The following is a 23,565-nucleotide window of genomic DNA, read 5'->3' as shown; positions in this document are numbered from 1 at the left end:
ACGCAGGGCAATGGCTGCGGGGCGCTGTCGTCGCACGGTCATGCTACTGCCCGGTAACACCGAGAAGCGGTGGCGGTTTGGCCACAAAGGGTGGCAAGATCGCCACCATGCCCACTGCCAAAACTGCACTGCCGTCCTGCCTGAACGTGGGCATCCTCTGGGGGCACGGCAGCATTGCCAGCACCGCCGCCGCTGCGGTGGACGCTCTGCGCGCCATGAACATGCTGGCGGCGATGCGCCCCGGGGGCGCGCAGCCCGTGGTGCGCTGGTTGTGGCTGCAGATGCCGCAGGAGCGCGACGCCACCCCACCGCCAGTGCCTGGCGCGGAACTGGGCTCGGAGCCGCTGGATGTGGTCGTCATCCCCGGCTGGCTGGTCCCCACGGGGCCGCAGTTGCGTGAGATCAGTCGGCGCTACAGCGAGCACTTTGGCGCCATGCTGCAGGGCCACCTGCAGCGGGGCGGGCTGGTGGCTGCGCTATTCAACGGGTCCAGCCTGCTGGCGCACTGTGGCTTGCTGGCTGGGCGCAAGGCGGCGCTGCCGTGGGTGTTTGCGCCGTCCATCGTGCTGCAGTCCAGCGAGAGTGGGGCAAGGACGGCCGATGTGGCCGAGGTGGCCTGGCAGCGGGAGCGAACCTGGCAGCGTGACGGTGCCCTGTGGACCACCGCATCCCTGCAGGACACCCTGGCCGCCATGCTGGACCTGCTGGCCCAGACACCGGCGGCCGAGCTGGCGCAGGCCGCATCGCACGCGCTGCTTTTTGACCCGCAGCGCCAGCTGACCGCCACCACCGCCATGGAGACCCCCACGGGCAACCCGCTGGCTGCGGGCGCACTGGAGCAGGCGCGGCGCTGGCTGCAGGACCACCGCAACGAGCCCTACAGCCTGCAGGCCACGGCCCGCGCCGCCGCCACCAGCCCGCGCACATTGCTGCGCTGGTTTGCCCAGGTGCATGGCGAAACACCTCAGGACTACCTGCACCGGCTGCGCATTGCCCAGGCCCAGGCGCTGCTGCAGACCACCTACCTCACGGTGGACGATGTGGCGCAGCAATGCGGCTACAACGACACGGGCAGTTTTCGCAAGGTGTTCACCCGCGTGGCCGGGGTGACGCCAGGGGCGTACCGCCAGCGCTTCAAGCTGCGCACATCGCGCAAGCAGTGGTTGGGGCGGCAGGGGCTGCCTGGCACCGACGGGCCGGCGTAGCCGGGCCCACGGCAATTCGCTGTCTCTGGTGGGTGTCTGCGCCAGTGCTGGCGGCGATAATGCTCAATTGCTATTGAATCAATAGCTGCCCAGGCATGCTGGACTAGCGCATCATGCCGTTTTGATTCTGAAATTGTTTTTTGCCAGCCCTTTTCTCCATGCAAGCCCTGCTCGACGCCATTGCCTCCATGCCCCTGCCCACCGACGCCCAGCGCGTCTTCCACGGCCGGGGTGGGCTGTTTCCGGGCTGCGAGCAGTGGGTGCTGGATGCGTATCCGCCAGTGTTCGTGCTGACGAGCTTCGCGCCGGCCAGCGATTCCGAACTGGCGACCATCGGCGAGGCGCTGCAGGCACGCTGGTCCCAGATTGCGCCGGAAGGCCAGCCGCTGAACTGGGTCTTCCAGCACCGGGGCGAGGCCTTGCGCATCGAGGGGCGCAGTGAAACCCGCCTGATGGCAGGTGCGGTGCTCGACCCCCATGTGGTCACCGAAGCGGGCGTGCGCTACCGCGTGCATGTGCTGCGCGGCCAGAACCACGGCCTGTTTCTGGACATGGCCGCAGGCCGCCAATGGGTGCGCAACTATGCCGCAGCGCGCAGTGCAGACCGCTACGGGCTCAAGGTGCTGAACCTGTTTGCCTACACCTGTGCGTTTTCGGTGGTGGCGCTGCAGGCGGGCGCCAAACAGGTGGTCAACGTGGACATGAGCCACGGCGCCATCGGCATCGGGCAGCAGAACCACCAGCTCAACGGCATCACCACGGGCGCCGCCTTCTTGCCGCACGATATCTTCAGCAGCTGGGGCAAGATCAACCGCAGCGGCCCTTACGGCCTGGTCATCGTGGACCCGCCCAGCTACCAAAAGGGCAGCTTTGTCGCCACCAAGGACTACGCCCGCCTGATGCGCCGGCTGCCCGACCTGCTGGCCCCCGGCGGCCACGCGCTGTTGTGCCTCAATGCGCCAGAGCTGGGCTTGGCCTTCTTGCAGGACCAGATGCAGGAGCTGGCGCCCGATCTGCGGTTTGTGGAGCGCGTGGCCAATCCCCCCGTGTTTGCCGATGTGGAGCCGGAGCGGGCGCTGAAGGTGCTGGTGTACCAGGCGCCCGAGCTGGCGGCCCCGGCCTAAGAGTCTGTTCTAGAACACCCCCATCCCCAGCCCTGCCGCCATGGCTTCGCCCAGCGCGCGGCAGCGCTCCAGGTCGGCCGATGCAATCTGTTTGGGGGCCAGGATGGCTTCGGGCGTTTGCGCGTGGGTGCAGACGATCAGCGGGTCCGCCACCTGCCTGAGGCGCCAGCCCGTGGCAATGCGTGCGATCTGGCGGGCGGCATTGGTTCCGTCGCTGCCGGCGCAGACCAGGGTGGCGTAGGGGCGGCCATTGATCTGGTCGAGCGCCGCGTAGTAGGTGCGGTCAAAAAAATCCTTGAGCAGGCCGCTGACAGCTGCAAGGTTTTCTGGGGTGGCAAACAGATAGCCGTCCGCCGCCAGCACATCGGCGGCCTGGGCCTGTGGCGCGTGCAGCAAGCGCACCGCCACACCGCTATCGGCCGATGCTGCGCCTGCGCAGGCCGCGTCCACCATCTGCCGGGTGCCGCCGGTGTGCGAGTGGTAGACGATCAGCAGGGTTTTGGCAGCGGTCATGGGGGCAGCATAGAGGCAGTGGTACTGGCACCGAAGCAGGGCGCGTCACCGAACGGGTTTCTACCACCCTGCAGCGTTGCCGTCCGGCGACTTGCACAGCGCTTTCGATGCCAGAATCGACGGCTGTCAAACACTGAAATGCCCGCTGCCTCATGACCCTGATGCCTGCTGTGTCTTCATGGCTGCAGACCACACGCTCGCGGCTGACCTTGCTGTTTGGCGGCACGGCAGTCCTGGCGGGGTTGGCGATTGGCTTGGTGGCCGACCAGGTGCTGACCCGGCACCTGACCGAGCTGAGTGGCCAATCACTGGTCAGTGCCAGCCAGCCCATCGCGCTGGCGCTGGCCCAGGGCATGCAAGAGCGTGAGCGCGAGATCGCGTTGCTCAGCTACCTGCCCATGCTGACCCGTGACGACGGCTACGCACCCCAACTACAAGCGCACCTGGAGCAAATCCGCCAGTCCTACCCGTTTTACTCCTGGATTGGCGTGACCGACGCGCAGGGCGTGGTGCAGGTGTCCACCGGGAACCTGCTGCGGGGCCAAAACGTGTCGCAGCGCCCCTGGTTCAGCGCGGGCCAGCAAGGGCCCTATGTGGGCGATGCCCACGATGCGGTGTTGCTGGACAAACTGCTGCGCGCACCCGGCAGCCCGGTGCCCCTGCGCTTCATGGACTATGCGTCGCCCGTTCGGGGGCAGGACTCGGTACTCAAAGGCGTGGTGTCGGCCCATGTGAACTGGGCCTGGGTGCAGGACATCATTCGCCGCGCCACACCGCAGTCTCCGATGACAGGCGGGCTGGAGGTTCTGCTGGTGAACAAGGACGGCGTCATCAACACCGCAGGCGCGGTCGAACAGCCCCGTGCGGCGCTTCCCATCCTTCCGTCGCAGGGTACGTTCCAGGTCATGTCCTGGGGCGATGACCCCAAGGAGACCTACCTGACTGCCGTGGTGCCGGTGCGTGCGCAGACGGTCACGGACCTGGGCTGGATGCTGGTCACGCGGCAGCCGCTGGAGATGGCGCTTGCGCCCATCAACCGCTTGCACACGCTGCTCGCGCTGCTGCTGGGACTGATGGCGGCCCTGCTGGTGGCTCTGGCCTACTGGGCGGCGCGGCGCTTTAGCCAGCCGGTGGAGCGGCTGGCCGAGGCGGCACGCCAGGTGCAGGCCTCGGGCCAGGTCGCGGCGCTTGATTTTGAAATGGACACGGTGGAGTTCCAGCATCTGCGCTCCGCCCTGCAGAACATGACCCAGGGCCTGATAGATGGCAAGGCCGCGCTGGAGCAGGCCAACGCCGAGCTGGAGCATCGCGTGATCGAGCGCACCCAGGCCCTGCAGCAAAGCGAGCAGCGCTACCTGTCGATTCTCGAAGACCAGACCGAGATCATTTGCCGCTTTGATGCCGACAACCGCATGACGTTTGTGAACGATGCGTTCTGCAGGCTCTTTCATCTGCGCCGCGAGGATGTGCTGGGGCGGGTATGGTCGCCCATCGTGTACCCGGATGATTTGCCCTTGGTCACACAGAAGCTCGCCGCCATCCACCCTCGCAATCCGCTGGTGGTGATCGAAAACCGCGTGGTGTCGGGCGATGGTTCCATCCGCTGGTGCCAGTTCAGCAACCGTGCGCTGTTTGACGATGCGGGACAGCTGGTGGAATGGCAGTCTGTGGGGCGCGACATCACCGAGCGCCGCCAGCTGGAGGCCGAGCTGGGACAGGCCTCAGAACAATTCCAGGACCTGTATGACCACGCGCCCTGCGGGTACTACGCGCTGGACCGCCAGGGCAAATATGTGCACCTGAACCTGCTCACCCTGCAGTGGCTGGGCCTGCCGCGCGAGGAGGTCATCGGCAAGCTGGGCCCCGCAGACTTTTTTGATTACGAGGGCAAGGCGCTGTTCACCGCGTGTTTTCCGGTGTTCTTGCAGACGGGCAAGATCGGACCGCTGGAGTTCAACCTGTGTGGCCGTGGCGGCGTCCAGCGGCGGGTGAGCGTGTCGTCCACCGCCATCCTCAATGCGCAGGGCGACTATGTGATGAGCCGCTCCATCATGTACGACGTGAGCGAGCTGCACGCCGCGCGCCAGCAACTGCACACGCTGAACCTGGAGCAGCAGGCGATGCTGGACAACGACCTGATCGGCATCGCCAAGGTCAAGGACCGTGTCATCGTCTGGCGCAACCCGGCGCTGGAACGCATCTTTGGCTATGCGCCCGGCACGCTGCAGGGGCGCACGACGGAAGAGATGTACGTGGACCAGGAGGACTTTCTGGCTTTTGGCCGCGATGCCTACGCGGTGCTGGCCTCGGGCCAGCACTACCGGCAGCAGCGCCGCATGCGCAAGGTGACGGGAGAGATCGTGTGGATCGACGTCAATGGGGTATTGCTGGAGGGGCAGGGCGAGTCGCTCTGGCTCATGCAGGACATCACCGCCATGAAGCAGTACCAGGAGCAGGTGGAGCACATCGCCTTCCACGATGGGCTCACCCACCTGCCCAACCGGCTGCTGCTGGCCGACCGCATGGCCCAGGCTTTTGCCCTGAGCGACCGCACCCAGACCCAGGCGGCAGTGTGTTATCTCGATCTCAACGGCTTCAAGCCCATCAACGACCGCTACGGGCACGACATGGGCGACGAGGTGCTCAAGGTCACCGCCCGCCGCCTGCTGAAGCAGGTGCGGGGCAACGACACGGCGGCCCGCATCGGTGGTGACGAATTTGTGCTGGTGCTCACCGCCGTGAAGGACCCGGCCGAGGTCGACCAGGCGCTGCGCCGGGTGATGGCGGCCATCGAGCAGCCCATCGATCTGGGTGAGGGCCGCGTGGTGAGCGTGTCGGCCGCCGTCGGCACCGCCCTTTACCCCCGCGATGGCACCACCACGTTCGAGCTGCTGCGTGCGGCGGACCAGGCCATGTACGCCGACAAGGGGCATGTGTCGGCCGAGCGCAGCTTGTGACTGCCATTGTCAGGCGCTAGGCAGGCCAGCGACGCGCGTCAGCCGCCCTGCATCAGCACTTCGGTGATGTAACCCCACTCAGACGCCTCTACCGGCGTGATGGACAGGCGACTGCCCTTTTGCAACACCCGCATGTCCGCCAGCTCCGGGTGGGCGCGCAGCTCGGCCAGGCTGATCAGCCGCGTCTTGCGCAGCGCCTGCACATCCAGCAGCAGCCAGCGGGGGTTGTCTGCCGGGGATTTGGGGTCGTGGTAGGGCGATGTGGGGTCGAACTGCGTGGGGTCGGGGCGGGTGCCGCTGGCCACGCGGGCCAGGCCGGCGATGCCGGGCTCGGGGCAGCTGGAGTGGTAGAACAGCACGCCGTCACCCACCTGCATCGCATCGCGCATGAAGTTGCGGGCCTGGTAGTTGCGCACGCCGGTCCAGGGGACGGTGGCTTTGGGCGCGGCCAGAGCGTCGTCGATGGAGCACTCGTCCGGCTCGGACTTCATGAGCCAGAACTGGGCCGGGCGGCCCGCGGCGGCGTGCGGGGGGTGTGAAGGGGTGGGAGCGGTGACCATGGACGCATTCTGTCAAAGATGCCGCAGGTGGTGTCGGGCGCCGCAACCCAAGTCGCAGGAAGTGAACTGCTATCAATATGATAGCTATCCAGGAATGTTCCACTAGCGCTTGTGGCCAAAAACACCATAAATCGGCGGCCAACGCGTTGAAATGGCCTGCTGTCCGCATGGCAGATTGCGCAGCCCGGGGACGCGCCGCAGAATCTGACCGTGCAAGGCTGGTCGCCCCGGTCCAGGCCGAATGTGGCGGCACTCACCAGGGCCATCACCGCGTCGGTTTGTTGTCTTATTTGCCCTGAACTTTGTCCATGACCAAACGCTCTTCCTCAACCCATGCGCAGGGTGCACGCGACCCGGCTGCCCGTGGCGGCAAGCGCGCTGGGGGCTGGCTGCTGGGCCTGTTTGCCCTGCCATTTGCAGCCGTGGGTGTGGGCATGCTGCTGCTCAGTGTGCTGCCCACGCTGTACGACTGGGCACGCATGCAGTGGTGGCAACCCATTCCGGCCACGTTGGTGGCTGCGCGGCTGGAGACCAGCCGCAGCAGCAAATCCAGCTCCTACACCGTCAAGGCCACCTACCGTTACCAAGTGGCGGGGCGTGAGTACCAGGGCGAGCGCGTGGCGATCAGCGGTGGTGGCGACAACGTGGGCGATTTTCAGGAAGCGCTGGGTGTGCGGCTGGAGCAGGCACTGCGCGACGGCGCGCCCGTTCAGGTCTGGGTCAGTCCGTCCGATCCTGCGGACGCCGTCATTGACCGCAGCCTGCGGCCCGGCCTGCTGGCCCTGAAGATGGTGTTTGTGGTGGTGTTTGGCGGCGTGGGCGTCGGTCTGCTGGTGTATGTGCTGCGCCCCACCCGCGCCCCGCAGGGCCGTGCGGGCAGTGGCGCCCAGTCGCTGGCGCCAGGCATGCCCGGGCGGGTGGAGCGCACGCCCGGCGGGGTGGCCATGTACTTTCCGGCGGGCCGTTGGTGGGGACTCAAGCTGGCGCTGGCCTTGGTGGGGGCTGTGTTTTTGACCGTCGGGGCGCTGGTGCCCTGGGAGCAGGAATCATCGGGCGATGTGGCGCCGTGGCTGTTCCGCCTGCTGTTTGGCGGTGTGGGCGGTGTGGTGCTGCTGGCCAGCTTCTACGCCATCGCCAACAGCCTGCGCGTGCAGCTGGACCACACCGGCCTGCGCACCGAGCGTCGCCTGCTGGGCCTGATGCTGCGCTGGCACCAGGTGCCTCCCCACGATATCGTCCGGCTGTGTGTGACCGAAAGCTACTCCATGGAGATCAACAACCGCCGCGAGGTGTATTTCCGCATTGAAGCTCTGCTGCACAGCGGCAGGAGGATCACGGTGGCTCAGGATCTGCGGGGGCGCAAGGAAGCGGACCGGATGCTCGCATCCATCGGTAGCGCCACAGGCTACAACGTCCGCTAACCGCATGTACAGACCGCGGGACCCCTGGCCTTGTTACCTGCGCCGCCGGTGTGTCACAGCTTGGGCTTGTTATCTTTCATGGCATCCAGCGCCTTTTTCCGCGCGGCTTCTTCTTCATTGTTTTTCTTTTCCAGCACGTCGTAGCGAACCTTGTGGTCAACGATTTGGATCGCTGATCCGGTGATCATGTCGGAGCCATAGTGGCGATTCAATTTTGCATTCATTTGAATCCCACAGTTTGGCTCAAAGGCCGCTGGTACGGCCAAGTTAATGCTGTCGCCTTTTAATCTGGATAAATCTGTGCGTGGCGTGGTGACGTTGCCGCCCGCTCCAAAGGGGCACATGGTAGATCCCTTAATATTCGTCAAGGCATAATTTCTGTCATAAGCCCACAGCATGGACAGCTGATCGGGTGTAACGTCAGAAGGGGCACCATATTTCTGCTTCAGTGCTGAAATAAAAGTTGCTGTGGGAATATAGCCACCTTCTGGGTATTTTTGAGCACGTCCCAAAAACCAAATTTTCCCAGAGTCATCCTGCAGCGCAATCATGTGGTCATTGACTCTGTTTTCCTTGCTTTCTGCAATTCCCTGAATTCCAACCACTTTACCTTCGCGGGTCTTGATTTCGCTGAATTTGTAGTCCGCATTCACCTTTTCCATCAGCGGTTTTTGTGTGGCAAGCAATGCCCCAATTTTCACCCCTCCAATGTCTGGGAGTGATTGTGCGAAAACGGACGATGCAGTGATGACTAAGCTGGTAATAATGGTATGTTTGAAAAATTTCATGGCTACTAAGACGTTGATTTGTATTTGGCGCGAGCCATGTTGTAAAACATGTGCCCGCACATATTGCGTCACCCGAAATGGAGCTCTCTTGACTCTATAGGGCGAACGAATCTTATAGGCGTCTCGTTGCTGGTGATCGGTGCCAAGTTTTTAATTTGTTTCAAAACATTGCTTCGGTGTGCTTGTGTATTTATCGATCGCACGTGCGATTTTTCCAGATCAGTTGGGCTGATTGCGTACTGCCTCACTGGGAAAAAATGAATCGACTTTTTCCATGCCGTTAGCAGCCGCACCTTGGCTGGCGTGAAGCATGCGCCAGTACTTCAGCCTGCTGCGCGAAAAGTGAGATTGATGCGGTGTGCACCGGTCCGCGGGTGGTGTGCTTCGGGCAAGGGCAGCACCCCATGAAACCGCAAGCGCGCAGGCCCGCCCCAGACCACCACATCGCCGTGCAGCAGCGCAATACGGCGGGTCTTGTCCGCCCGCTGCGCACCACCCCACAGAAACATCGCCGAAACACCCAGCGACACCGACACGATGGGGTGGGCGTAGTTGCCTTCGTCGCGGTCCTGGTGCAGTGACAGGCGTGTGCCGGGGGCATAGCGGTTGATGAGGCAGGCGTCGGGCGCAAAGTGGGCAAAGCCTGCGGCCTGCGCTGCATCGAGCGCCAGCTGGCGAAACAGCGGCGGCATGGCGGGCCAGGGCTGGCCGGTCTGGGGGTCAGAGCGGTCATAGCGGTAACCGCTGCGGTCACTCACCCAGCCCAGCGCGCCGCAGTTGGTCATGGCCACCGACATGGTCAGGCCGCCGGGGGTGACGAGGTGCCTGAAGGGCGCCTGGGCGGTGATCTGCTGCACTGCAGCCAGCAAGTCCGCCGCCTGCGCCAGCGCAAAGCCACGCAGCACCAGGGCGCCGGGCTCCAGCACCTCGGGTGGCCGGGCGGGCTGGGGTGGGTCGTCGAACAGGCTGGCGGTCATGGCATCTGTCATCTTTGGCGAGGGGCTGCCTGCAACGGCTTTGGCGGTGACAACCTCATTCAGCATCATGAAAGATGATGCCCAGCGTGTGCCGCTGCCCGCTGCGCAAGCGGCTCACGCCATGGCGCATCTGCACGCGGTAGGGCCCGCGCGTGCCCTGCTCGGGGCGGTGGTGCACGGCAAACACCACGGCGTCGCCGCGCGAGAGCGGCACCACCTCGGCCCGCGACTGCATGCGCGGGCGCTGCTCGGTCAGCACGAACTCGCCGCCGGTGAAGTCTCGCCCCGGCTCCGACAGCAGGATGGCCACCTGCAGCGGAAACACATGTTCGCCGTACAGGTCCTGGTGCAGGCAGTTGTAGTCGCCAGCGGCGTACTGCAGCAGCAGCGGGGTGGGACGCACCTGGCCTGCGGCGTGGCAACGGGCGATGAAGTCGGCATGCTGCGCGGGGTAGCGCACGTCGATGCCCATCGCGGTGTTCCATTGGTTGGCGATGGGGGCCAGATGTGGATACAGCGCCCCGCGCAGGCCCGCCACCAGGTCGGGCAGCGGGTAGCTGAAATACCGGTATTCACCCTGGCCAAAGCCGTGGCGCTGCATCACCACGCGGCTGCGAAAGGTGCCCTCTTGCGCGTGGCCGTACAACTGCGCCAGGGCGGCGCACTCGGCAGTATTCAGCAACCGGGGCAGCACGGCATTGCCTTGCTGGCGCAGGGCCTCGCTGGCGGTTTGCCAGTCGATGGTGGCCGCGCGTTGGTGCCACACGCTATCCGCCAGAGTGCCCGGGCTGGAAAAAGCCGCCACGCTCATGCCACCTTCTCTGCCGGCAGCGGGGCCGCTTCTGCGTCGGACTCGCGCGCCAGCAGGGCGCGTTTGCGCTCGACGCCCCAGCGGTAGCCCGACAGCGCTCCATCGCTCTTCACCACCCGGTGGCACGGGATGGCCACTGCCAGCCCATTGGCTGCGCAGGCCTGGGCCACGGCCCGCACGGCCTTGGGGCTGCCGATGCGCTGGGCCACCTCGGCATAACTGGCCGTCTGACCGGCCGGGATGGCCTGCAGCACCCGCCACACCCGCTGCTGGAACGCGGTGCCGCGCACATCCAGCGGCAGGTTCAGCCCCAGGCCCGGGGCCTCGACAAACGCCACCACGTGTGCCACCAGGGCTTCAAACGCGGTGTCGCCGCCAATCAGTCGGGCCTGCACAAACCGGTCCTGCAGCTCGCGCAGCAGCGCGTCGGGGTCGTCGCCCAGCAAGATCGCGCAGATGCCCCGGTCGCTCTGCGCCACCAGAATCGCGCCCAGCGAGCACTGGCCGATGGCAAAGCGGATGTCCTGCGACGCACCCCGCGCACGGTAGTGGCTGGGCCGCATGCCCAGCACCTGGGCCGACTGTTCGTAAAACCGGCTGCTGGACTGGTAGCCCGCGCCATAGATGGCGTCCGTCACCGAGTCCGTGGTCGGGCTGTCGAGCGCACTGCGAAGCCGCTGCGCGCGCTGGGCCACCGCATAGGCCTTGGGGGTGAGGCCCGTGGCCTGCTTGAAGATGCGGTGCAGGTGCGAGGCACTCAGCCCCACGCGGGTTGCCAGTGCATCGAGGGTGGGGGCCTCACCGGGCGCGGCGCTTTCGATGATGCGGCAGGCTTCCGTCACCAGCGCCGCGTGGTGCGACAGCGCGGTGGCCTGGCGCGGCTTGCAGCGCTGGCAGGGGCGGAACCCGGCGCGCTCCGCATCGTCGCAACTGGCATGGAACAGCACGTTCTCTGGCCGGGGTGTGCGCGACGCGCAGCTGGGGCGGCAGTACACGCCCGTGGTCTGCACCGAGTACCAGAACGTTCCATCGGCCTCAGTGCTGCGCGCCACCACTGCCGCCCAGCGCGGGTCGGCCTGGGTGGCGGCTGCCTGCTCGGCTTTGGTGTTGGGACGGTGGCGGGTGGGCATGGGGGTGCTGCGGGGAAGAAGGGCGGTCACATTCATCATGGTGCAGGGCTCACAAGGTGGGTTGCAATGCCATGCACTCTAGGGACGGAGGCCGAGGGGCGCACTCCGAAGCTTGCTTTTGAATTCTGCGCTTTTGCGCAAGGCTCCCCGCACGGATGAGTGCGCTCATTTATTGATAGCTGCCAGCGTTTGATTTACTAGCGCTACAAGGTAAAAACGCCCCAAACTCAGGTTTCAGGTGGCTGCAGCGGCCGGGGCCGCCGTTTGCCCGTGCCACCCCAGCGCAGCGCGTCTTCGCCGGGTATGCCCAGCGGGTTGTTGGCCGGTTCGGTCAAGGGGGCCAGCAGCGCGTGCAGGTCGGCCTCGCTGAACTTGACTGCGCCTTCGGCATCGTGCCCCAGCACGCCCTGGGCCAGCGCGCCCTTGCGGGCCTGCAGCTCCAGCATGCGCTCTTCGATGCTGCCTTCGACCACCAGCTTGTAGACAAACACGGGCTGGTCCTGCCCGATGCGGTGGGCGCGCGCGGTGGCCTGTTCTTCCACGGCAGGGTTCCACCAGGGGTCCAGGTGGATCACGGTGTCGGCGGCCGTGAGGTTCAGGCCCAGGCCCCCGGCCTTGAGGCTGACCAGCAGGATGGGGGCGCTGGTTGCGTCCTGCGACTGGAACTGCCGCACCACCGCGCCACGCTGGCGGGGGGGCGTCTGGCCGGTGAGTGTGAGGTAGGGCAGGGCCAGGTTGTCGAGCATCTCGGCTGCCAGGCCCAGCATTTCGGTGAACTGCGAGAACACCAGCACGCGGCGGCCTTCATCGACCAGGGCGGGCAACAGGTCGGCCAGCAGTTCGAGCTTGGCGCGCTCCATCGAGTGGGCCGTTTTCGTGGTGCCTTTGACCAATCGTGGGTCGCAGCAGACTTGGCGCAGCTTGAGCAACGCGTCCAGGATGGCGATTTGCGAGCCTTCAAAACCCTGCCGCTCCAGTGCGCGGCGCACCTGCTTGTCGGCCGTGGTGCGCACGGCCTCGTACAGCTCACGCTGTTTGCCTTGCAATTGCACGCGCAGGATGGTTTCGGTGCGCGGCGGCAGTTCGGTGGCCACGTCCTGCTTGCGGCGGCGCAGGATGAAGGGGCGCACACGCTGCGACAGCAGCTGGGCGCGCAGGGTTTCGCCGTTTTCCTCGATGGGCTTGCGCCAGCGGGCGTTGAAGCTGCGCACATCGCCCAGAAAGCCAGGCATCAAAAAGTCGAACTGCGCCCACAGCTCGCCCAGGTGGTTTTCCAGCGGCGTGCCGGTCAGGCACAGCAGGTGCGGCGCCTGCAGCTTGCGCAGGGCGCGGGCACTGCGGCTGCCGGCGTTTTTCACCATCTGGGCCTCGTCCAGGATCAGCAAGTGAAAGGGCTCGGCGGCCAGCGCCTCCACATCGCGCCAGAGCAGCGGATAGGTGGTCAGCACCAGGTTGTGGTCAGCGATGCGCAGGTAACGTTTGCCACGGTCCGCGCCATGCAGGGCGAGCACGCGAAGGCTTGGTGCCATGCGCGCGGCCTCGGCCTGCCAGTTGAAGAGTAGCGAGGTGGGTAGCACCACCAGCGCCGGGCGCTTCAGCCGCCCGGCCTCCTTTTCGGTCAGCACATGGGCCAGCGCCTGTGCGGTTTTGCCCAGGCCCATGTCGTCGGCCAGGATGCCGCCCAGGCCCTGGGCGCGCAGGTACTGCAGCCAGGCCAGGCCTTCAAGCTGGTAGGGGCGCAGCTGCACCTGCAGGCCCTGCGGTGCGGCCACCGGCTGGGGCGCACCGATAGAGCGCAGGCGCTTGGCGAGCTGCGCCAAGCCCACGTCGCCTTGCAACTGCCAGTCGTTGTTCCAGCCGTTCACCGTGCCCACGCGGTGCACCTGCACGAGCCCGGCACGCAGAGCCTCGATGCGGCGCGCCTCCCACGCGCCCAGGCGCAGCTGGTCGCCGTCCTTCAGCTGTTTGCGGGTGGGGTCGGTCAGCAAGTCCACCATGGCGCCCACGATGGCCTTGAGTGGCCCGGCAGGCGCCTCGATGCGCTTGCCGCCGGGCGCACGCAGCGAAATGATGGCGATGTCATCGATGGCGGCCATCTGCCGCGCGTTGAGCCAGCGGGCGTCGCGGCGCAGCAGGTCGGCCAGCATGGGGGCCAGGTCCAGCGTTTCACCGTCGATCTCGATGCCCAGGCTGAGCAGCCAGGCGCCCTCGCGTTCGGGCAGCATGAGCTTTTGCAGGGGGCGCTGGCGTGTGCCCAGCGGGCCATCGACTTCCTTGGCCAGCAGCTCGCCAGTGTCGGGGGCGATGACCAGCTTCCAGCGCGACACAGGCACGCTTTCGTGCGCAAAGCCGGGGTGTACCACCACGCTCCAGCCCTCGGTGCGCAACTGGGGAACCACGTCGGCCCAGAAGTCGCCAAAGTGCGCCTCCTGCGCCAGCGTCCACACAGGGCCCAGCGTGGTAGCGGCTGCGCGGTGGCGCCACTGCAGGCTTTTGGGGTCTACAGGGGTCAGGCCCAGGTCCCACACGCGGTCCATGGCGTCGGCCTCGGCGGCCAGGTTGCGCTGCATGCGCACCACTGGGCCACCTGTGTCGAACAGGTCTTGCACCGGGGCCGGGCGCGCGTTGAGGATGGAGGTGGGGGCCGGCGTCTGCCAGGTGGCGCCATCGTCGGTGCGGTAGGTCCAGTCAATCTGCACCAGCGTCACGCTGTCACCACGCGGGCCCAGCTTGCCCTGGGGCGCCATGCCCAGCAGCCCATCGCCCCGACCCAGCGTCATGAGGGTGATGCGCGGGCGAAAGTGGCCGGGGACGACGCCATCGGGTGTGTTGGGCGCCGGGCTGTGGCCCGGCGGGTGGCTGCCGTCGCCCCGCAGCTGGGCCATGACCTGCGCGGCCTCGGCGTCGGTCAGCGGGGGCAGCTGCTGCAGGGCGGCACTGTCAGCCCGGTTGCGCAGGGCCTGGGCCCATTGCGCGACCACATGGGCCCGACCTGCAGGGGGCGTGGGTGGAACGGGTGACTGCGGCAGGCTGGGCATGGGCTGGCATTGTGCCCATGCGTGGCGTGCCCTTTCGTCTAAACGCTGCGTTGGGTGCCCAGCGCCAGTGCAAACAGCTCGTTGCGAAAGTGGATGCCCAGGCGGCTGAATGCGCGGTTGCGGTAGGTTTTGACGGTGGGCAGGCTCAGGCCCAGGTCGCAGGCAATGCCTTCCTGCGTCATGCCTTGCAACAGGCGGGCGCACACGTCCAGCTCGCGCTCGGTCAGCCCTGCGTGGGCGCGCAGCAGGCGTTCGCGCAGTGCGGGCAGGCTGTGGGACAGCGCGGGCGCGGTGGCCTGTGGCGGGGGCTGCAGTGGGGGTTGCAACACCCCGGGGCGCTGGGCCAGGGCGATGTGCTTGCGGGTCAGCGCCAGCAGCACCGGGGCCATGCCCTCAAAGTCGCTGATCTGCCGGTCCTGGAAGGGCTTTTGGTGCTGGTGGCGGTAGAAGTTGACGGCAAAGACCGAGCCATCGCTCTCGTGTTCGACCACCGACACCCGCTCGGCCACGCCATGGGCCTCGTATACGCGGGCGCGGTGTTCTGCGTCCACCTCGGGCGCCGTCAGGTGGCACAACTGGGTGGGCGCTTCGGCCGGGGCGGCTTCGTCCAGCGAGCGGCCCCAGGTGCGGTCGGTGCGGTAGGGGCCTGACAGGTAGGCCCACCAGCAGTCCTGCGTGGTGTCGGGAATGCCGTAACTGGCCGACATGAACAAGGTGGGTTTGCAATGGCGCCCGGTGCGGTACACCGACCACGACGCTGCGGGCAGAACGGGTGCCAGCTCCTGCAGCATGCCGCAGGCAAACCCGTCATCGCCCAGCTGGTGAACCATGGCGCCCAGGGCCGAGCCCGTGAGGTTGGGCGGGGGCGTGATGCCGCCGCCGGATGTGCTTGCAGGGAGCCAGTGCCTAATGGGTTGCGCGGGGTATGCCGGGTGGGCTTTGTCATTGCTGTCATCTTCAGGGATGACAGGGGTCAAGCGCCACGGGATTTACGCTAGGTGCAACCCCGCAAGCAGGCTGGGTGCACGCCGCCCCTGGCCGCTTGCCTACCAGACACCCGAAAGATGGAGCCCATGACCGAACCCGTGCCCTTTGTGGAACCCCGTTTGCGATTTTTTGCCGACCTGCGCGTGGAGGTGGGCGTACCCCAGGAGGTGGGCCGCACCGTACACGGCCTGCGCCGGCTCATCCCCATCCTGGGCGGTAAGGCCCAGGGCGATGGCTGGCAGGCCCGGGTGATGCCCGGCGGTGCGGATTTTCAGCTGATCGTGAGCGACACCCTGGCCGAGCTGGACGCGCGCTACACGCTGGAGGCGGATGGCGGCGACTTGATCTATGTGCAAAACCGCGCCGTGCGGTCCGGCCCGCCCGAGCTGATGGCGCGCCTGGTGCGTGGCGAGGTGGTGGACCCTGCGCAGATCTACTTTCGCTGCAGCCCCCAGTTCGAGACAGCGTCTCCCGCGTTGCGATGGATCGGGGAGCGCATGTTCACGGGCACCGGTGCGCGGTTTCCCGATGCAGTAGCCATGCGGTTCTGGGAGCTGATGTAGCCGCACAGCAGTCCCGCATTTCGCTTTTTTTGATGACCGACAGCACACAACAACACCCTGGAGACCTTGTCATGACCTCTTTTTCGACGCTCACCCGTACCCTGTCCCGCAACTTCTCCCGTCGGCATGCCCTGCGCAGCGTCTGCCTGGCAGCCACGGTGGTGGCGGGCCTGGCCCCCGCCACTGGCGCCCTGGCGCAGACGGCAAGTTACCCCAACAAGCCGGTGCGCATCATCGTGGGCTTTCCGGCAGGCACGGGGCCGGACATCGTGGCGCGGTTGCTGGCGCAGAAGCTGTCGGAAGGCTGGGGCAACCTGGGCGTGATCGTGGACAACAAGCCCGGCGCCGGGGGGCTGATCGCTGCGACCGAGGCCGCACGCGCCACCCCTGATGGCTACACGCTGATGCTGGGCGAAACCGGACAGCTCAGCATTGCGCCCAGCAGCTACAACAAGCTGCCCTACGACCCGCAAAAGGACTTTGCGCCCGTGAGCCAGGTGGTCACCGCCGACTTCGCGTTGCTCGTCAACCCACAAAAGGTGCCGTCGCGCAATGTGAAGGACTTTGTGGCCTGGACCCAGCAGCAAAAGGGCCTGTTCCTGGCCACCTTTGGCGCGGGTACCCCGGGGCACTTTGGCGCCTTCATGTTTGGCGAGGCCGTGAAGCTCAAGCCCGAACCGGTGCACTACAAGAACACCACCGACGCGCTGGGCGGCCTGTTCAGCGGTGATGTGCAGGGCGTGTTTGCCAGCGTGGGCCTGGCTGCGCCCAACGTGAAGGCTGGCAAGCTGGTAGCGCTGGGCACCACAGGCGGCACCCGGTCCAACGCACTGCCCGATGTGCCCACCATCAAGGAGCAGGGCTACCCCAGCCTGGAGTTCAACTCCTGGTTTGGCATCGTGGCCCCGGCCAAGACGCCCCCCGAGATCGTCGCCAAGCTGAGCGCCGACATCATCAAGGCCGTACAGTCGCCTGAGGGCAAGGCCAAGATGGAAGAGGCTGGTTTCCGCGTGACGGGCACCAACCGCGAGGAGTTCGCCCGCATCATCGCGGCCGACACGGTGACCTGGGGCAAGGCCGTGGCCGCCACGGGCTTCAAGGCCGACTGAGTCGGCACTGCCCAGTGATTGCCGGGCGCTACGCATTCCGCTCGCAGGGCGGCGCCAGGCGATAGGGGCAACGCCGTCCGATTACCAAAAAATCCGCGCACCTTCCTCAGCGACGCCCTGACGGCCGTCGCCGGGCGTTGCTGCGCCAAAGGTTCAACCCCACAAGACCGATCAACCGAGGAGACCACCATGCCGTCCCTTTCGCTGGATACCCCCATCGCGCAACGCGTTGCGCTGCCCGCCGCCGTGCTGCTGCCGTTATTGCTCAGTGCCTGCGGCGGCGGCAACGCTGTGCTGGTGACCGAGAGCGCCAACCCGGCCGCCGCTTGCGCCGCATTGAGCACCAACGCGCAGCTCAGCAACACCAACTTGTCCACCAGCTATGTGCCGCCGGGCACGCGCCGCCCCGGCGGCGCTGCCACGGGCGACTTTTTGCCCGGGCACTGTGTGGTCACGGGTGCCATCAATCCGCGTGTGGGTGTGGATGGCAAGAACTATGCAATCGGTTTTCAGTTGAGCCTGCCCGACCGCTGGAACGGACGCTTTCTGTTCATCGGCGGGGGCGGCAACGACGGCATCCTGCGCGACACCTCGCTCAGCTCCAGCATTTCGGGCGGCACGCCATCGCCACTGGGGCAGGGCTTTGCGGTGGTGTCCACCGATGCGGGCCATACCGGCACCAGCGCCAGCTTTGGCGCCGACCCGCAGGCGCGCACCGACCATGCCTACAACTCTTACGACAAGACGGCTGTGGCCTCCAAGTCGCTCATCAGCACGCGCTACGGCCGCAAGCCCGACTACTCCTACTTCTCTGGCTGCTCCGGCGGCGGGCGCCAGGGCATGATGTTCTCGCAGCGGTTCCCGGACTACTTTGACGGCATCACCGCCGGAGCGCCCGCCATGCGCGTGTCCAGCGGTGCCACGGTGGCCGCGATGTGGAACACCATCCAGTTCAACGCCATTGCGCCCCAAGACGCCAGTGGCAACCGCATCCTGTCGCGCGCCTTCAGCAACACCGACCTGAAACTGGTGGCCACTGCGGTCAATGCCCGCTGCGACGCGGCCGATGGCGTGGTGGACGGCCTGGCCCAGAACGTCAACGCCTGCAAGGCGTTTGACCCCAGCGTGCTGCAATGCGCGGGCGGCAAGACCGACAGTTGCCTGTCGTCCGCCCAAGTGGGTGCGCTCAAGAGCGTGTTCGCCGGGCCCCGCAACTCGGCGGGCAAGGCGCTGTATGCGGGCCAGCCTTGGGATGCCGGACTGGCGGCTCCCGGCTGGCGGTCCTGGACGCTGGGTAACTCGACCACGGCCACCCCCGACGCACGCTACATCACGCTGATGGTGGATGCCCTGGTCAACGAGTTCTTCACACCGCCGGATCTCTCGTTCAACCCGCTGGCCTTCAACTTTGATACCGACCCCGCACGCATGGCCGCGTACTCTGCCGTCTACGACACCTATGCCGACGACAAACTGGCGGCCTACAAGCAGCGCGGCGGCAAGCTGCTGTTCATTCACGGCATGTCTGACCCGATCTTCTCGGCGTTTGACACGGTGGACTACTACGAACGTCTGGCCGCTAACAACGGCGGCATGGCGGCTACGCAGAACTTTGCGCGAACCTTCCTGGTGCCGGGCATGAACCACTGCTCGGGCGGTCCGGCCACCGACAACTTCGACTCAATCCAGACCATGGTGGATTGGGTAGAGAAGGGCATTGCCCCACAAAGCATCGCGGCCAAGGCGCTGCCCACCAACGCCGACTTCCCCAACCGCACGCGTCCGCTGTGCCCCTACCCGCAGTTTGCCAAGTACAAGGGCTCGGGCAGTGTGGAAGACGCCAGCAGCTTTGTCTGCTCGGCCAGCTGACGCGCGGCCTGAGCGATGCCGCAATAAAGCGGAAAGGGCCCTCGGGCCCTTTTTTTGGGTCTGTACACCCGGGTCCTGGGGTCAACGCTTGACCGTTGAGGACTCCACGGGCGGCGGCAACCGCAGTTGGGCTTGTTGCACCACGCGGATGCAGTCACGCAGATGTTGCTCGCCCAGGTAGCGCAGGGTGGCGTAGCCAAGGGTGGCCGCGATGGCCTGTCCCGCCAGGGGCACGTACTTGGCCGCCTGCTTGGTGCTCAGGCGCAAGCCCACCGTCTGGGTGGCACGGATGACCAGTTCGCGGGTGATGAGCTTGCCGATCAGCACCGAACCCACCAGGCCCACCGCCTTTTGCACCTGCTCTCGCTTTTTTGGATCCAGTTGGTCGATCTGCTCGGCCGACAGGCCGAACTCGGTATTGATCTGTGGGATCAGGCGGGAAAGCAGGGCAGCATCGACCGCCCAGTCCAGCCCCGGCACCGGGACAACGCTGGCCGCTGCCGCCACCATTGCGCGGCGGTGCAGCAGCTTGCGGGCGCGGCGTACAACCGCGGCCAGTTCAGGGTCTCCAGCGGCCATTTGCAATGAGGTGGGCATGGGTGACAACGTGATGGAGGGTGATAGGACGAAAGTGCGTGATTCAAAGCGCAGATGGCGGGCAGCTCAGCGAGCGGGGCAAGATCCAGGACCTCTCAGGACTTGCCCTTGACCAGGCCGTACACCACCAGCAGAGCGACAGCGCCCAGCACGGATGCAATCCAGCCAGCGCTGTCGCCCTGCGCATACCAGCCCATGGCCATGCCCACGTAGCTGGCCAGAAACGAGCCCGCTACACCGAGCAGCGCCGTCATGATCCAGCCTAGCTTGTCGTCCCCGGGTTTGACGGCACGGGCAATCAAGCCCACCACCAAACCAATCAGCAACATCCCCAGAAGTGACAGCATGTTTTTCCCCTTGATAGTTGGTTCAGACGATAGAGTCACTTTACAGATGGGGCAGTCAAAGCGCTGTCGGACAATGCCCCCTGTCAGCGTCCCCCAGGCAAAGCGACGCGGTGGGACGTGGACTCCCACGGATGCAGGGGGCGTTCAAAAAGGCAGCGCTCAAAGCGGTGCGCATGCAGGTCCATGCCCGATATCTGGTGGTCGGTGCGCGAGCACACGTAGCGCCCGTTCGGCAGGCTGGCCCAAGCCGCCTCGGTGAGCAGGATCTCGTTGGCCGTGGCAATGTCTTCGCCCAGTTTGCAGGCGCAGTTCATCTCGGGGCCAAACAGGTCCTCGCGTGCAATCACCAGGGTGGGCCCAAAGCCAATGCCTGCGCTCACGTTCAGCGTCCGCTCGGGCGGCAACACGGTGTTCATGGCGCCCAGGGCGCGCAGGGTGTCCAGCGCGGCCTCCAGGGCTTGCTCGGGCGTGGCGAACACCGCAAACAGGTTATCGGCCTCCTGCTTGATGACCTCACCGCCGTTGCCTTCGATCGCAGGGCGCGCTGCCTGCTCCATCTGGTGGATCATCGCCAGGAAGTGAATGATGCCGTGGCGCTGGGTGATGCGGGAGAAGCCGCACATGTCCAGCACCAGGATGGCGACACTGCGCACAAACGCCTGTTCAATGGCGGCGTCAATCGCACCGGTGCCGCTGGTGGGGGTCTGGTTGCGCTCTGACAGCAGGCGCCGGAGATAGCCCTTGTCGTGTGCAGTCGCAGCATCTAGGGGCAGCGCGGGGGTGTGGTGCATGGCAACGCCCTGTGGGTGGTGTCCGACATGGTAGCGCGGCCGGTGCTGGCGCCGCGCAGGTTGCGCCCGGGGCTACAGTGAGGCTCGCAAAGGGTGGTGGGGTGCTTGTCGTACCCACAACTGCCGCAGACTTCTCTCAAGACAGAAAGGTGTACCCACCATGTTCACTATGTCATCCACCCCATTCATTTCGTACTCCGTTGCACCGGCTGGGGCCCTGCGCTCGTCATGGAGCCGGTTGGTGGCTCGCCCGGCCGCCGTATTGTTGGCCGCCATGGCCTTGGGCGGTGTGCTGTCGTTTCCCACTGCCGCCCAGGCGCAAAGCGACGAGGCATCCCTGGCGCGCGGTGCTTTGCCTGACACCACGCCGCAGCAGCGCTACCAGTCGGCCATTCGTGAAGCGGGGGGCGGGCTCAAGGTAAGCCTGGAAGAGTGCCGGGCCATGCCGACGGCTGAGCGCAAGCGGTGTGAGTCCGAGGCCCGGGCGCGTTATCAGGCTGACATGGCAGCAGCCAAGGCGCTGCTGCGGGGCGATCCGTCTGCCGGGCCGGTCAATGTGACCGGCGGCCCGATCCGCAGCACCGAGACGGTGTACGTGGTCAAGCCCTGATCACCACGGCCCGCCAATGAAGGAAGCCGGGAGCGTTTTACGATTTATTTCTGCGCCTGGGGTGCCTGGGCGCTCTCGACACCTTCGCCCGGCGTCACACGGCGCGCGCCGTTGAAACGGCGTGCCCAGTAGGCGACGCCCATGTCTTCCACCCGGATCTCTGAGCCGCTTCGGGGCGAGTGGATGAACTTGCCGTCACCCACATAAATGCCCACATGGCTGAAGTTGCGGCGCATGGTGTTGAAGAACACCAGGTCGCCGGGTTGCAGCTCTTTCTTGTCGATGACCTGGGTGGCGGCTGCCTGCTGATCAGCACGGCGGGGCAGCAAAAGCCCTACCGTCTGCTCGTAGATAGCGCGCACAAAGCCGCTGCAGTCAAAGCCGGTCTCGGCACTGTTGCCGCCACGCTTGTAGGGCACACCCAAAAAACCCATGGCGTTGACCACCAGGTCACCCGCGCGGCCTGCCACGGTCTGGGCCTTGTCAGCCACCTTGTGGCTCACGTCTTCGAGTCGGGTAAACAGCCCTTTGTCCGCGAGCAAGCGGTCCATATCGTCAGAATTGGTGCCCTGGGGCGCCGCATGCGCAGCGGTGGCGCAGGCAAGGATGAGGATGCAAAACCATCTGGACATGGGGGCGAAGGGTAACACGGTATGGTTATTTATCAAAAATAAGCATTTTTGCAAGCTGTTGATTTGATTCAGATAAATCGATGGGCGCAGTGTTTTCACAGGCAAAAGCCGCTTGCAAGATGCGCGCCAGACCGGCTTGCCTCCGCCCCAGGTGCGGTCGGTGGCAAGGCCATGGGCCAAAAGGAGCTTGAGAGCATGGGTTGGACTCTAAATCGGCAGGTAGTGCTAGTGAAAAAAGCACGGGTAGCTATATTGTTGATAGCAGCCAGTGCGCACGCAGGCAGCCAGGCCCAAGGCGTCCCCGTGCCGCCGTCGGCGGTGTCGCTGGTGCCGGTGGCCACCGGCCTGGTCCACCCCTGGGCGGTGGCCTTTTTGCCGGGCGGTCAGTTCTTGGTGACCGAGCGGCCGGGGCGCCTCCGCGTTGTCAGCGCGGCCGGACAGGTGGGGCCTGCGCTGGCGGGAGTGCCGCAAGTGGCGGCAGGCGGGCAGGGCGGCCTGCTGGACGTGGTGACCGACAACGACTTTGCCCGCAACCGCCGCATCTACTTCTGTTTTGCCGAGCCCGCAGCGGGTGGCGCGGCAGGCAACAGCACGGCGGTGGCGCGCGCCACCTTGTCGGCCGACGCCAGCAGCCTTCAGGAGGTGCGCGTCATCTTCAGCCAGCGGCCCAAGGTGGAGAGCGCGCTGCACTTTGGCTGCCGCATTGCCCAGGCCAGCGACGGCAACCTGTTTGTGGCGCTGGGCGAGCGCTACCACCGCAAGGACGATGCCCAAAAGCTCGACAACCACCACGGCAAGGTCATCCGCATCACGCCGGACGGAGCAGCGCCGCCCGACAACCCGTACGTGAAGCAGCCCGCCGCCTTGCCCGAGATCTGGAGCTACGGCCACCGCAACCCCCAGGGCGCCACGATGGCCCCCGACGGCAAGCTGTGGATGCACGAACATGGCCCGCAGGGCGGTGACGAAATCAATCTGCCCCAGCCCGGGCGCAACTACGGCTGGCCTGTCATCACCTACGGCGAGAACTACGGCGGCGGAAAGATGGGCGAGGGCACGGCCCGCTCCGGCATGGAACAGCCGCTGCACCACTGGACACCGTCCATCGCCCCCTCGGGCATGGCGTTTCTGACCAGCACGCGCTACGGCGCAGCGTGGCAGGGCAGTTTGTTCGTAGGGTCGCTCAAGTTCGGCACCCTGCACCGGCTGGAAGTGTCTGGCGGCAAGGTGCAAAAGGAGGAGCGGCTGTTGCAAGGCAATGGCGAGCGCATCCGCGACGTACGCCAGGGGCCAGACGGCTTGTTGTACCTGCTGACCGACAGCCCGCAGGGACGGTTGCTGCGCTTGCAGCCCGCTGCGGCCCCATGACCGGTTTTGCTTGATGCAGGTCAAGCAAGCCCGGAGATGGGTGACCGATCCGGCGGACCCGGGGTGATCCCGCAGGCTGGGCGCGTATTTTCGGTATAGGCTGGCGCGATGCATGCTGAGCCCACCACCTCTTCCCCTGCCACGCCCTCCGCTCCTCCTGCGGCCTCG

Annotated in this window: 21 protein-coding genes; 9 read left to right on the top strand and 12 right to left on the bottom strand. The window is 66.0% G+C overall.

The window, feature by feature from the left end; translation table 11 throughout:
• Positions 1–107: 107 nt before the first annotated feature.
• Positions 108–1,205, top strand: a complete 1,098-nt coding sequence (locus ASC83_RS12755) for a GlxA family transcriptional regulator (RefSeq protein WP_235509367.1) — start codon at positions 108–110, stop codon at positions 1,203–1,205.
• A 158-nt stretch (positions 1,206–1,363) separates the two neighbouring features.
• Positions 1,364–2,329 (top strand): class I SAM-dependent methyltransferase, encoded by a 966-nt coding sequence (locus ASC83_RS12750; protein WP_056062958.1) that lies wholly within the window; start codon positions 1,364–1,366, stop codon positions 2,327–2,329.
• A gap of 9 nt (positions 2,330–2,338) precedes the next feature.
• On the opposite strand, the gene ASC83_RS12745 is transcribed toward ASC83_RS12750, so the two are convergent.
• Entirely contained in the window at positions 2,339–2,842 is a 504-nt protein-coding gene (locus ASC83_RS12745) for a flavodoxin family protein (protein ID WP_056062955.1), read from the bottom strand.
• 152 nt (positions 2,843–2,994) lie between these two features.
• Here ASC83_RS12745 and ASC83_RS12740 point away from each other — a divergent pair, with 152 nt between their 5' ends.
• Positions 2,995–5,799, top strand: a complete 2,805-nt coding sequence (locus ASC83_RS12740; protein ID WP_056062952.1) for a PAS domain S-box protein — start codon at positions 2,995–2,997, stop codon at positions 5,797–5,799.
• Positions 5,800–5,837: 38 nt separating this feature from the next.
• On the opposite strand, the gene ASC83_RS12735 is transcribed toward ASC83_RS12740, so the two are convergent.
• A complete protein-coding gene (locus ASC83_RS12735) occupies positions 5,838–6,359 on the bottom strand; it encodes an EVE domain-containing protein (protein WP_056062950.1) in 522 nt (173 codons plus the stop codon).
• A 308-nt stretch (positions 6,360–6,667) separates the two neighbouring features.
• Here ASC83_RS12735 and ASC83_RS12730 point away from each other — a divergent pair, with 308 nt between their 5' ends.
• Positions 6,668–7,780 (top strand): DUF3592 domain-containing protein, encoded by a 1,113-nt coding sequence (locus ASC83_RS12730; RefSeq protein ID WP_056062947.1) that lies wholly within the window; start codon positions 6,668–6,670, stop codon positions 7,778–7,780.
• A 53-nt stretch (positions 7,781–7,833) separates the two neighbouring features.
• On the opposite strand, the gene ASC83_RS23950 is transcribed toward ASC83_RS12730, so the two are convergent.
• From ASC83_RS23950 to ASC83_RS12705, 6 genes are all read right to left on the bottom strand, one after another.
• Positions 7,834–8,568 carry a hypothetical protein gene (locus tag ASC83_RS23950; protein WP_156379494.1) on the bottom strand — a complete coding sequence of 245 codons (735 nt, stop codon included), beginning with the start codon at positions 8,566–8,568 and terminating at the stop codon, positions 7,834–7,836.
• A gap of 323 nt (positions 8,569–8,891) precedes the next feature.
• A complete protein-coding gene (gene alkB / locus ASC83_RS12725) occupies positions 8,892–9,545 on the bottom strand; it encodes a DNA oxidative demethylase AlkB (RefSeq protein WP_056065031.1) in 654 nt (217 codons plus the stop codon).
• Between the two features lie 55 nt (positions 9,546–9,600).
• Entirely contained in the window at positions 9,601–10,356 is a 756-nt protein-coding gene (locus ASC83_RS12720) for a 2OG-Fe(II) oxygenase (protein WP_082522443.1), read from the bottom strand.
• A complete protein-coding gene (ada, locus tag ASC83_RS12715) occupies positions 10,353–11,486 on the bottom strand; it encodes a bifunctional DNA-binding transcriptional regulator/O6-methylguanine-DNA methyltransferase Ada (RefSeq protein ID WP_056062944.1) in 1,134 nt (377 codons plus the stop codon). The genes ASC83_RS12720 and ada overlap by 4 nt, the downstream gene beginning before the upstream one ends.
• 227 nt (positions 11,487–11,713) lie before the next feature.
• Positions 11,714–14,524: a DEAD/DEAH box helicase gene (locus tag ASC83_RS12710; RefSeq protein WP_056062941.1), complete on the bottom strand. Its 2,811-nt coding sequence runs from the start codon at positions 14,522–14,524 to the stop codon at positions 11,714–11,716.
• A gap of 38 nt (positions 14,525–14,562) precedes the next feature.
• Complete coding sequence (locus ASC83_RS12705; protein WP_369816988.1) at positions 14,563–15,435, bottom strand: helix-turn-helix transcriptional regulator; 873 nt, start codon at positions 15,433–15,435, stop codon at positions 14,563–14,565.
• Positions 15,436–15,597: 162 nt separating this feature from the next.
• On the opposite strand from ASC83_RS12705, the gene ASC83_RS12700 reads away from it, so the two are divergent.
• From ASC83_RS12700 to ASC83_RS12690, 3 genes are all read left to right on the top strand, one after another.
• Positions 15,598–16,074 carry a DUF3237 domain-containing protein gene (locus ASC83_RS12700; protein WP_056062938.1) on the top strand — a complete coding sequence of 159 codons (477 nt, stop codon included), beginning with the start codon at positions 15,598–15,600 and terminating at the stop codon, positions 16,072–16,074.
• A 71-nt stretch (positions 16,075–16,145) separates the two neighbouring features.
• On the top strand, positions 16,146–17,183 hold the full coding sequence (locus ASC83_RS12695) for a tripartite tricarboxylate transporter substrate binding protein (RefSeq protein WP_200938932.1): 1,038 nt from the start codon (positions 16,146–16,148) through the stop codon (positions 17,181–17,183).
• Positions 17,184–17,372: 189 nt separating this feature from the next.
• Entirely contained in the window at positions 17,373–19,052 is a 1,680-nt protein-coding gene (locus ASC83_RS12690) for a DUF6351 family protein (protein WP_156379493.1), read from the top strand.
• An 81-nt stretch (positions 19,053–19,133) separates the two neighbouring features.
• Here ASC83_RS12690 and ASC83_RS12685 read toward each other — a convergent pair whose 3' ends face one another.
• The 3 genes from ASC83_RS12685 to ASC83_RS12675 all read right to left on the bottom strand — a co-directional run bounded on the left by ASC83_RS12685 (position 19,134) and on the right by ASC83_RS12675 (position 20,787).
• Positions 19,134–19,649 (bottom strand): hypothetical protein, encoded by a 516-nt coding sequence (locus ASC83_RS12685; protein WP_056065019.1) that lies wholly within the window; start codon positions 19,647–19,649, stop codon positions 19,134–19,136.
• Between the two features lie 95 nt (positions 19,650–19,744).
• Positions 19,745–19,996, bottom strand: coding sequence for a GlsB/YeaQ/YmgE family stress response membrane protein (locus ASC83_RS12680; RefSeq protein ID WP_056062936.1), 252 nt, complete (start codon positions 19,994–19,996; stop codon positions 19,745–19,747).
• Positions 19,997–20,079: 83 nt separating this feature from the next.
• The gene (locus ASC83_RS12675; protein WP_056062933.1) at positions 20,080–20,787 is read right to left on the bottom strand and encodes an adenylate/guanylate cyclase domain-containing protein; all 708 of its coding nucleotides are present in this window, start codon (positions 20,785–20,787) and stop codon (positions 20,080–20,082) included.
• 160 nt (positions 20,788–20,947) lie between these two features.
• Between ASC83_RS12675 and ASC83_RS12670 the strand changes: the two genes are divergently transcribed.
• Positions 20,948–21,397 (top strand): hypothetical protein, encoded by a 450-nt coding sequence (locus ASC83_RS12670; RefSeq protein WP_235509366.1) that lies wholly within the window; start codon positions 20,948–20,950, stop codon positions 21,395–21,397.
• Positions 21,398–21,441: 44 nt separating this feature from the next.
• Here ASC83_RS12670 and ASC83_RS12665 read toward each other — a convergent pair whose 3' ends face one another.
• Positions 21,442–22,029 carry a C40 family peptidase gene (locus ASC83_RS12665; protein ID WP_056062930.1) on the bottom strand — a complete coding sequence of 196 codons (588 nt, stop codon included), beginning with the start codon at positions 22,027–22,029 and terminating at the stop codon, positions 21,442–21,444.
• A gap of 195 nt (positions 22,030–22,224) precedes the next feature.
• Between ASC83_RS12665 and ASC83_RS12660 the strand changes: the two genes are divergently transcribed.
• Positions 22,225–23,397: a PQQ-dependent sugar dehydrogenase gene (locus ASC83_RS12660; protein WP_082522495.1), complete on the top strand. Its 1,173-nt coding sequence runs from the start codon at positions 22,225–22,227 to the stop codon at positions 23,395–23,397.
• Positions 23,398–23,565: the final 168 nt, after the last annotated feature.

It is taken from the genome of Acidovorax sp. Root402 (assembly GCF_001425125.1).
Lineage (GTDB): Bacteria > Pseudomonadota > Gammaproteobacteria > Burkholderiales > Burkholderiaceae_C > Acidovorax > Acidovorax delafieldii.
This window is presented reverse-complemented; position numbering and strand designations above follow the sequence as displayed.

Bases quoted from the DNA above. Each gene is read 5' to 3' on its own strand.
- ASC83_RS12700 (WP_056062938.1), top strand. From the start codon at position 15,598: ATGACCGAACCCGTGCCCTTTGTGGAACCCCGTTTGCGATTTTTTGCC.
- ASC83_RS12660 (WP_082522495.1), top strand. From the start codon at position 22,225: ATGGGTTGGACTCTAAATCGGCAGGTAGTGCTAGTGAAAAAAGCACGG.
- ASC83_RS23950 (WP_156379494.1), bottom strand. From the start codon at position 8,568: ATGAAATTTTTCAAACATACCATTATTACCAGCTTAGTCATCACTGCA.
- alkB (WP_056065031.1), bottom strand. From the start codon at position 9,545: ATGACCGCCAGCCTGTTCGACGACCCACCCCAGCCCGCCCGGCCACCC.
- ASC83_RS12740 (WP_056062952.1), top strand. From the start codon at position 2,995: ATGACCCTGATGCCTGCTGTGTCTTCATGGCTGCAGACCACACGCTCG.
- ASC83_RS12680 (WP_056062936.1), bottom strand. From the start codon at position 19,996: ATGCTGTCACTTCTGGGGATGTTGCTGATTGGTTTGGTGGTGGGCTTG.
- ASC83_RS12665 (WP_056062930.1), bottom strand. From the start codon at position 22,029: ATGTCCAGATGGTTTTGCATCCTCATCCTTGCCTGCGCCACCGCTGCG.
- ASC83_RS12675 (WP_056062933.1), bottom strand. From the start codon at position 20,787: ATGCACCACACCCCCGCGCTGCCCCTAGATGCTGCGACTGCACACGAC.
- ASC83_RS12695 (WP_200938932.1), top strand. From the start codon at position 16,146: ATGACCTCTTTTTCGACGCTCACCCGTACCCTGTCCCGCAACTTCTCC.
- ASC83_RS12685 (WP_056065019.1), bottom strand. From the start codon at position 19,649: ATGCCCACCTCATTGCAAATGGCCGCTGGAGACCCTGAACTGGCCGCG.
- ASC83_RS12750 (WP_056062958.1), top strand. From the start codon at position 1,364: ATGCAAGCCCTGCTCGACGCCATTGCCTCCATGCCCCTGCCCACCGAC.
- ASC83_RS12690 (WP_156379493.1), top strand. From the start codon at position 17,373: ATGCCGTCCCTTTCGCTGGATACCCCCATCGCGCAACGCGTTGCGCTG.
- ada (WP_056062944.1), bottom strand. From the start codon at position 11,486: ATGCCCACCCGCCACCGTCCCAACACCAAAGCCGAGCAGGCAGCCGCC.
- ASC83_RS12735 (WP_056062950.1), bottom strand. From the start codon at position 6,359: ATGGTCACCGCTCCCACCCCTTCACACCCCCCGCACGCCGCCGCGGGC.
- ASC83_RS12720 (WP_082522443.1), bottom strand. From the start codon at position 10,356: ATGAGCGTGGCGGCTTTTTCCAGCCCGGGCACTCTGGCGGATAGCGTG.
- ASC83_RS12710 (WP_056062941.1), bottom strand. From the start codon at position 14,524: ATGCCCAGCCTGCCGCAGTCACCCGTTCCACCCACGCCCCCTGCAGGT.
- ASC83_RS12670 (WP_235509366.1), top strand. From the start codon at position 20,948: ATGTTCACTATGTCATCCACCCCATTCATTTCGTACTCCGTTGCACCG.
- ASC83_RS12745 (WP_056062955.1), bottom strand. From the start codon at position 2,842: ATGACCGCTGCCAAAACCCTGCTGATCGTCTACCACTCGCACACCGGC.
- ASC83_RS12730 (WP_056062947.1), top strand. From the start codon at position 6,668: ATGACCAAACGCTCTTCCTCAACCCATGCGCAGGGTGCACGCGACCCG.
- ASC83_RS12755 (WP_235509367.1), top strand. From the start codon at position 108: ATGCCCACTGCCAAAACTGCACTGCCGTCCTGCCTGAACGTGGGCATC.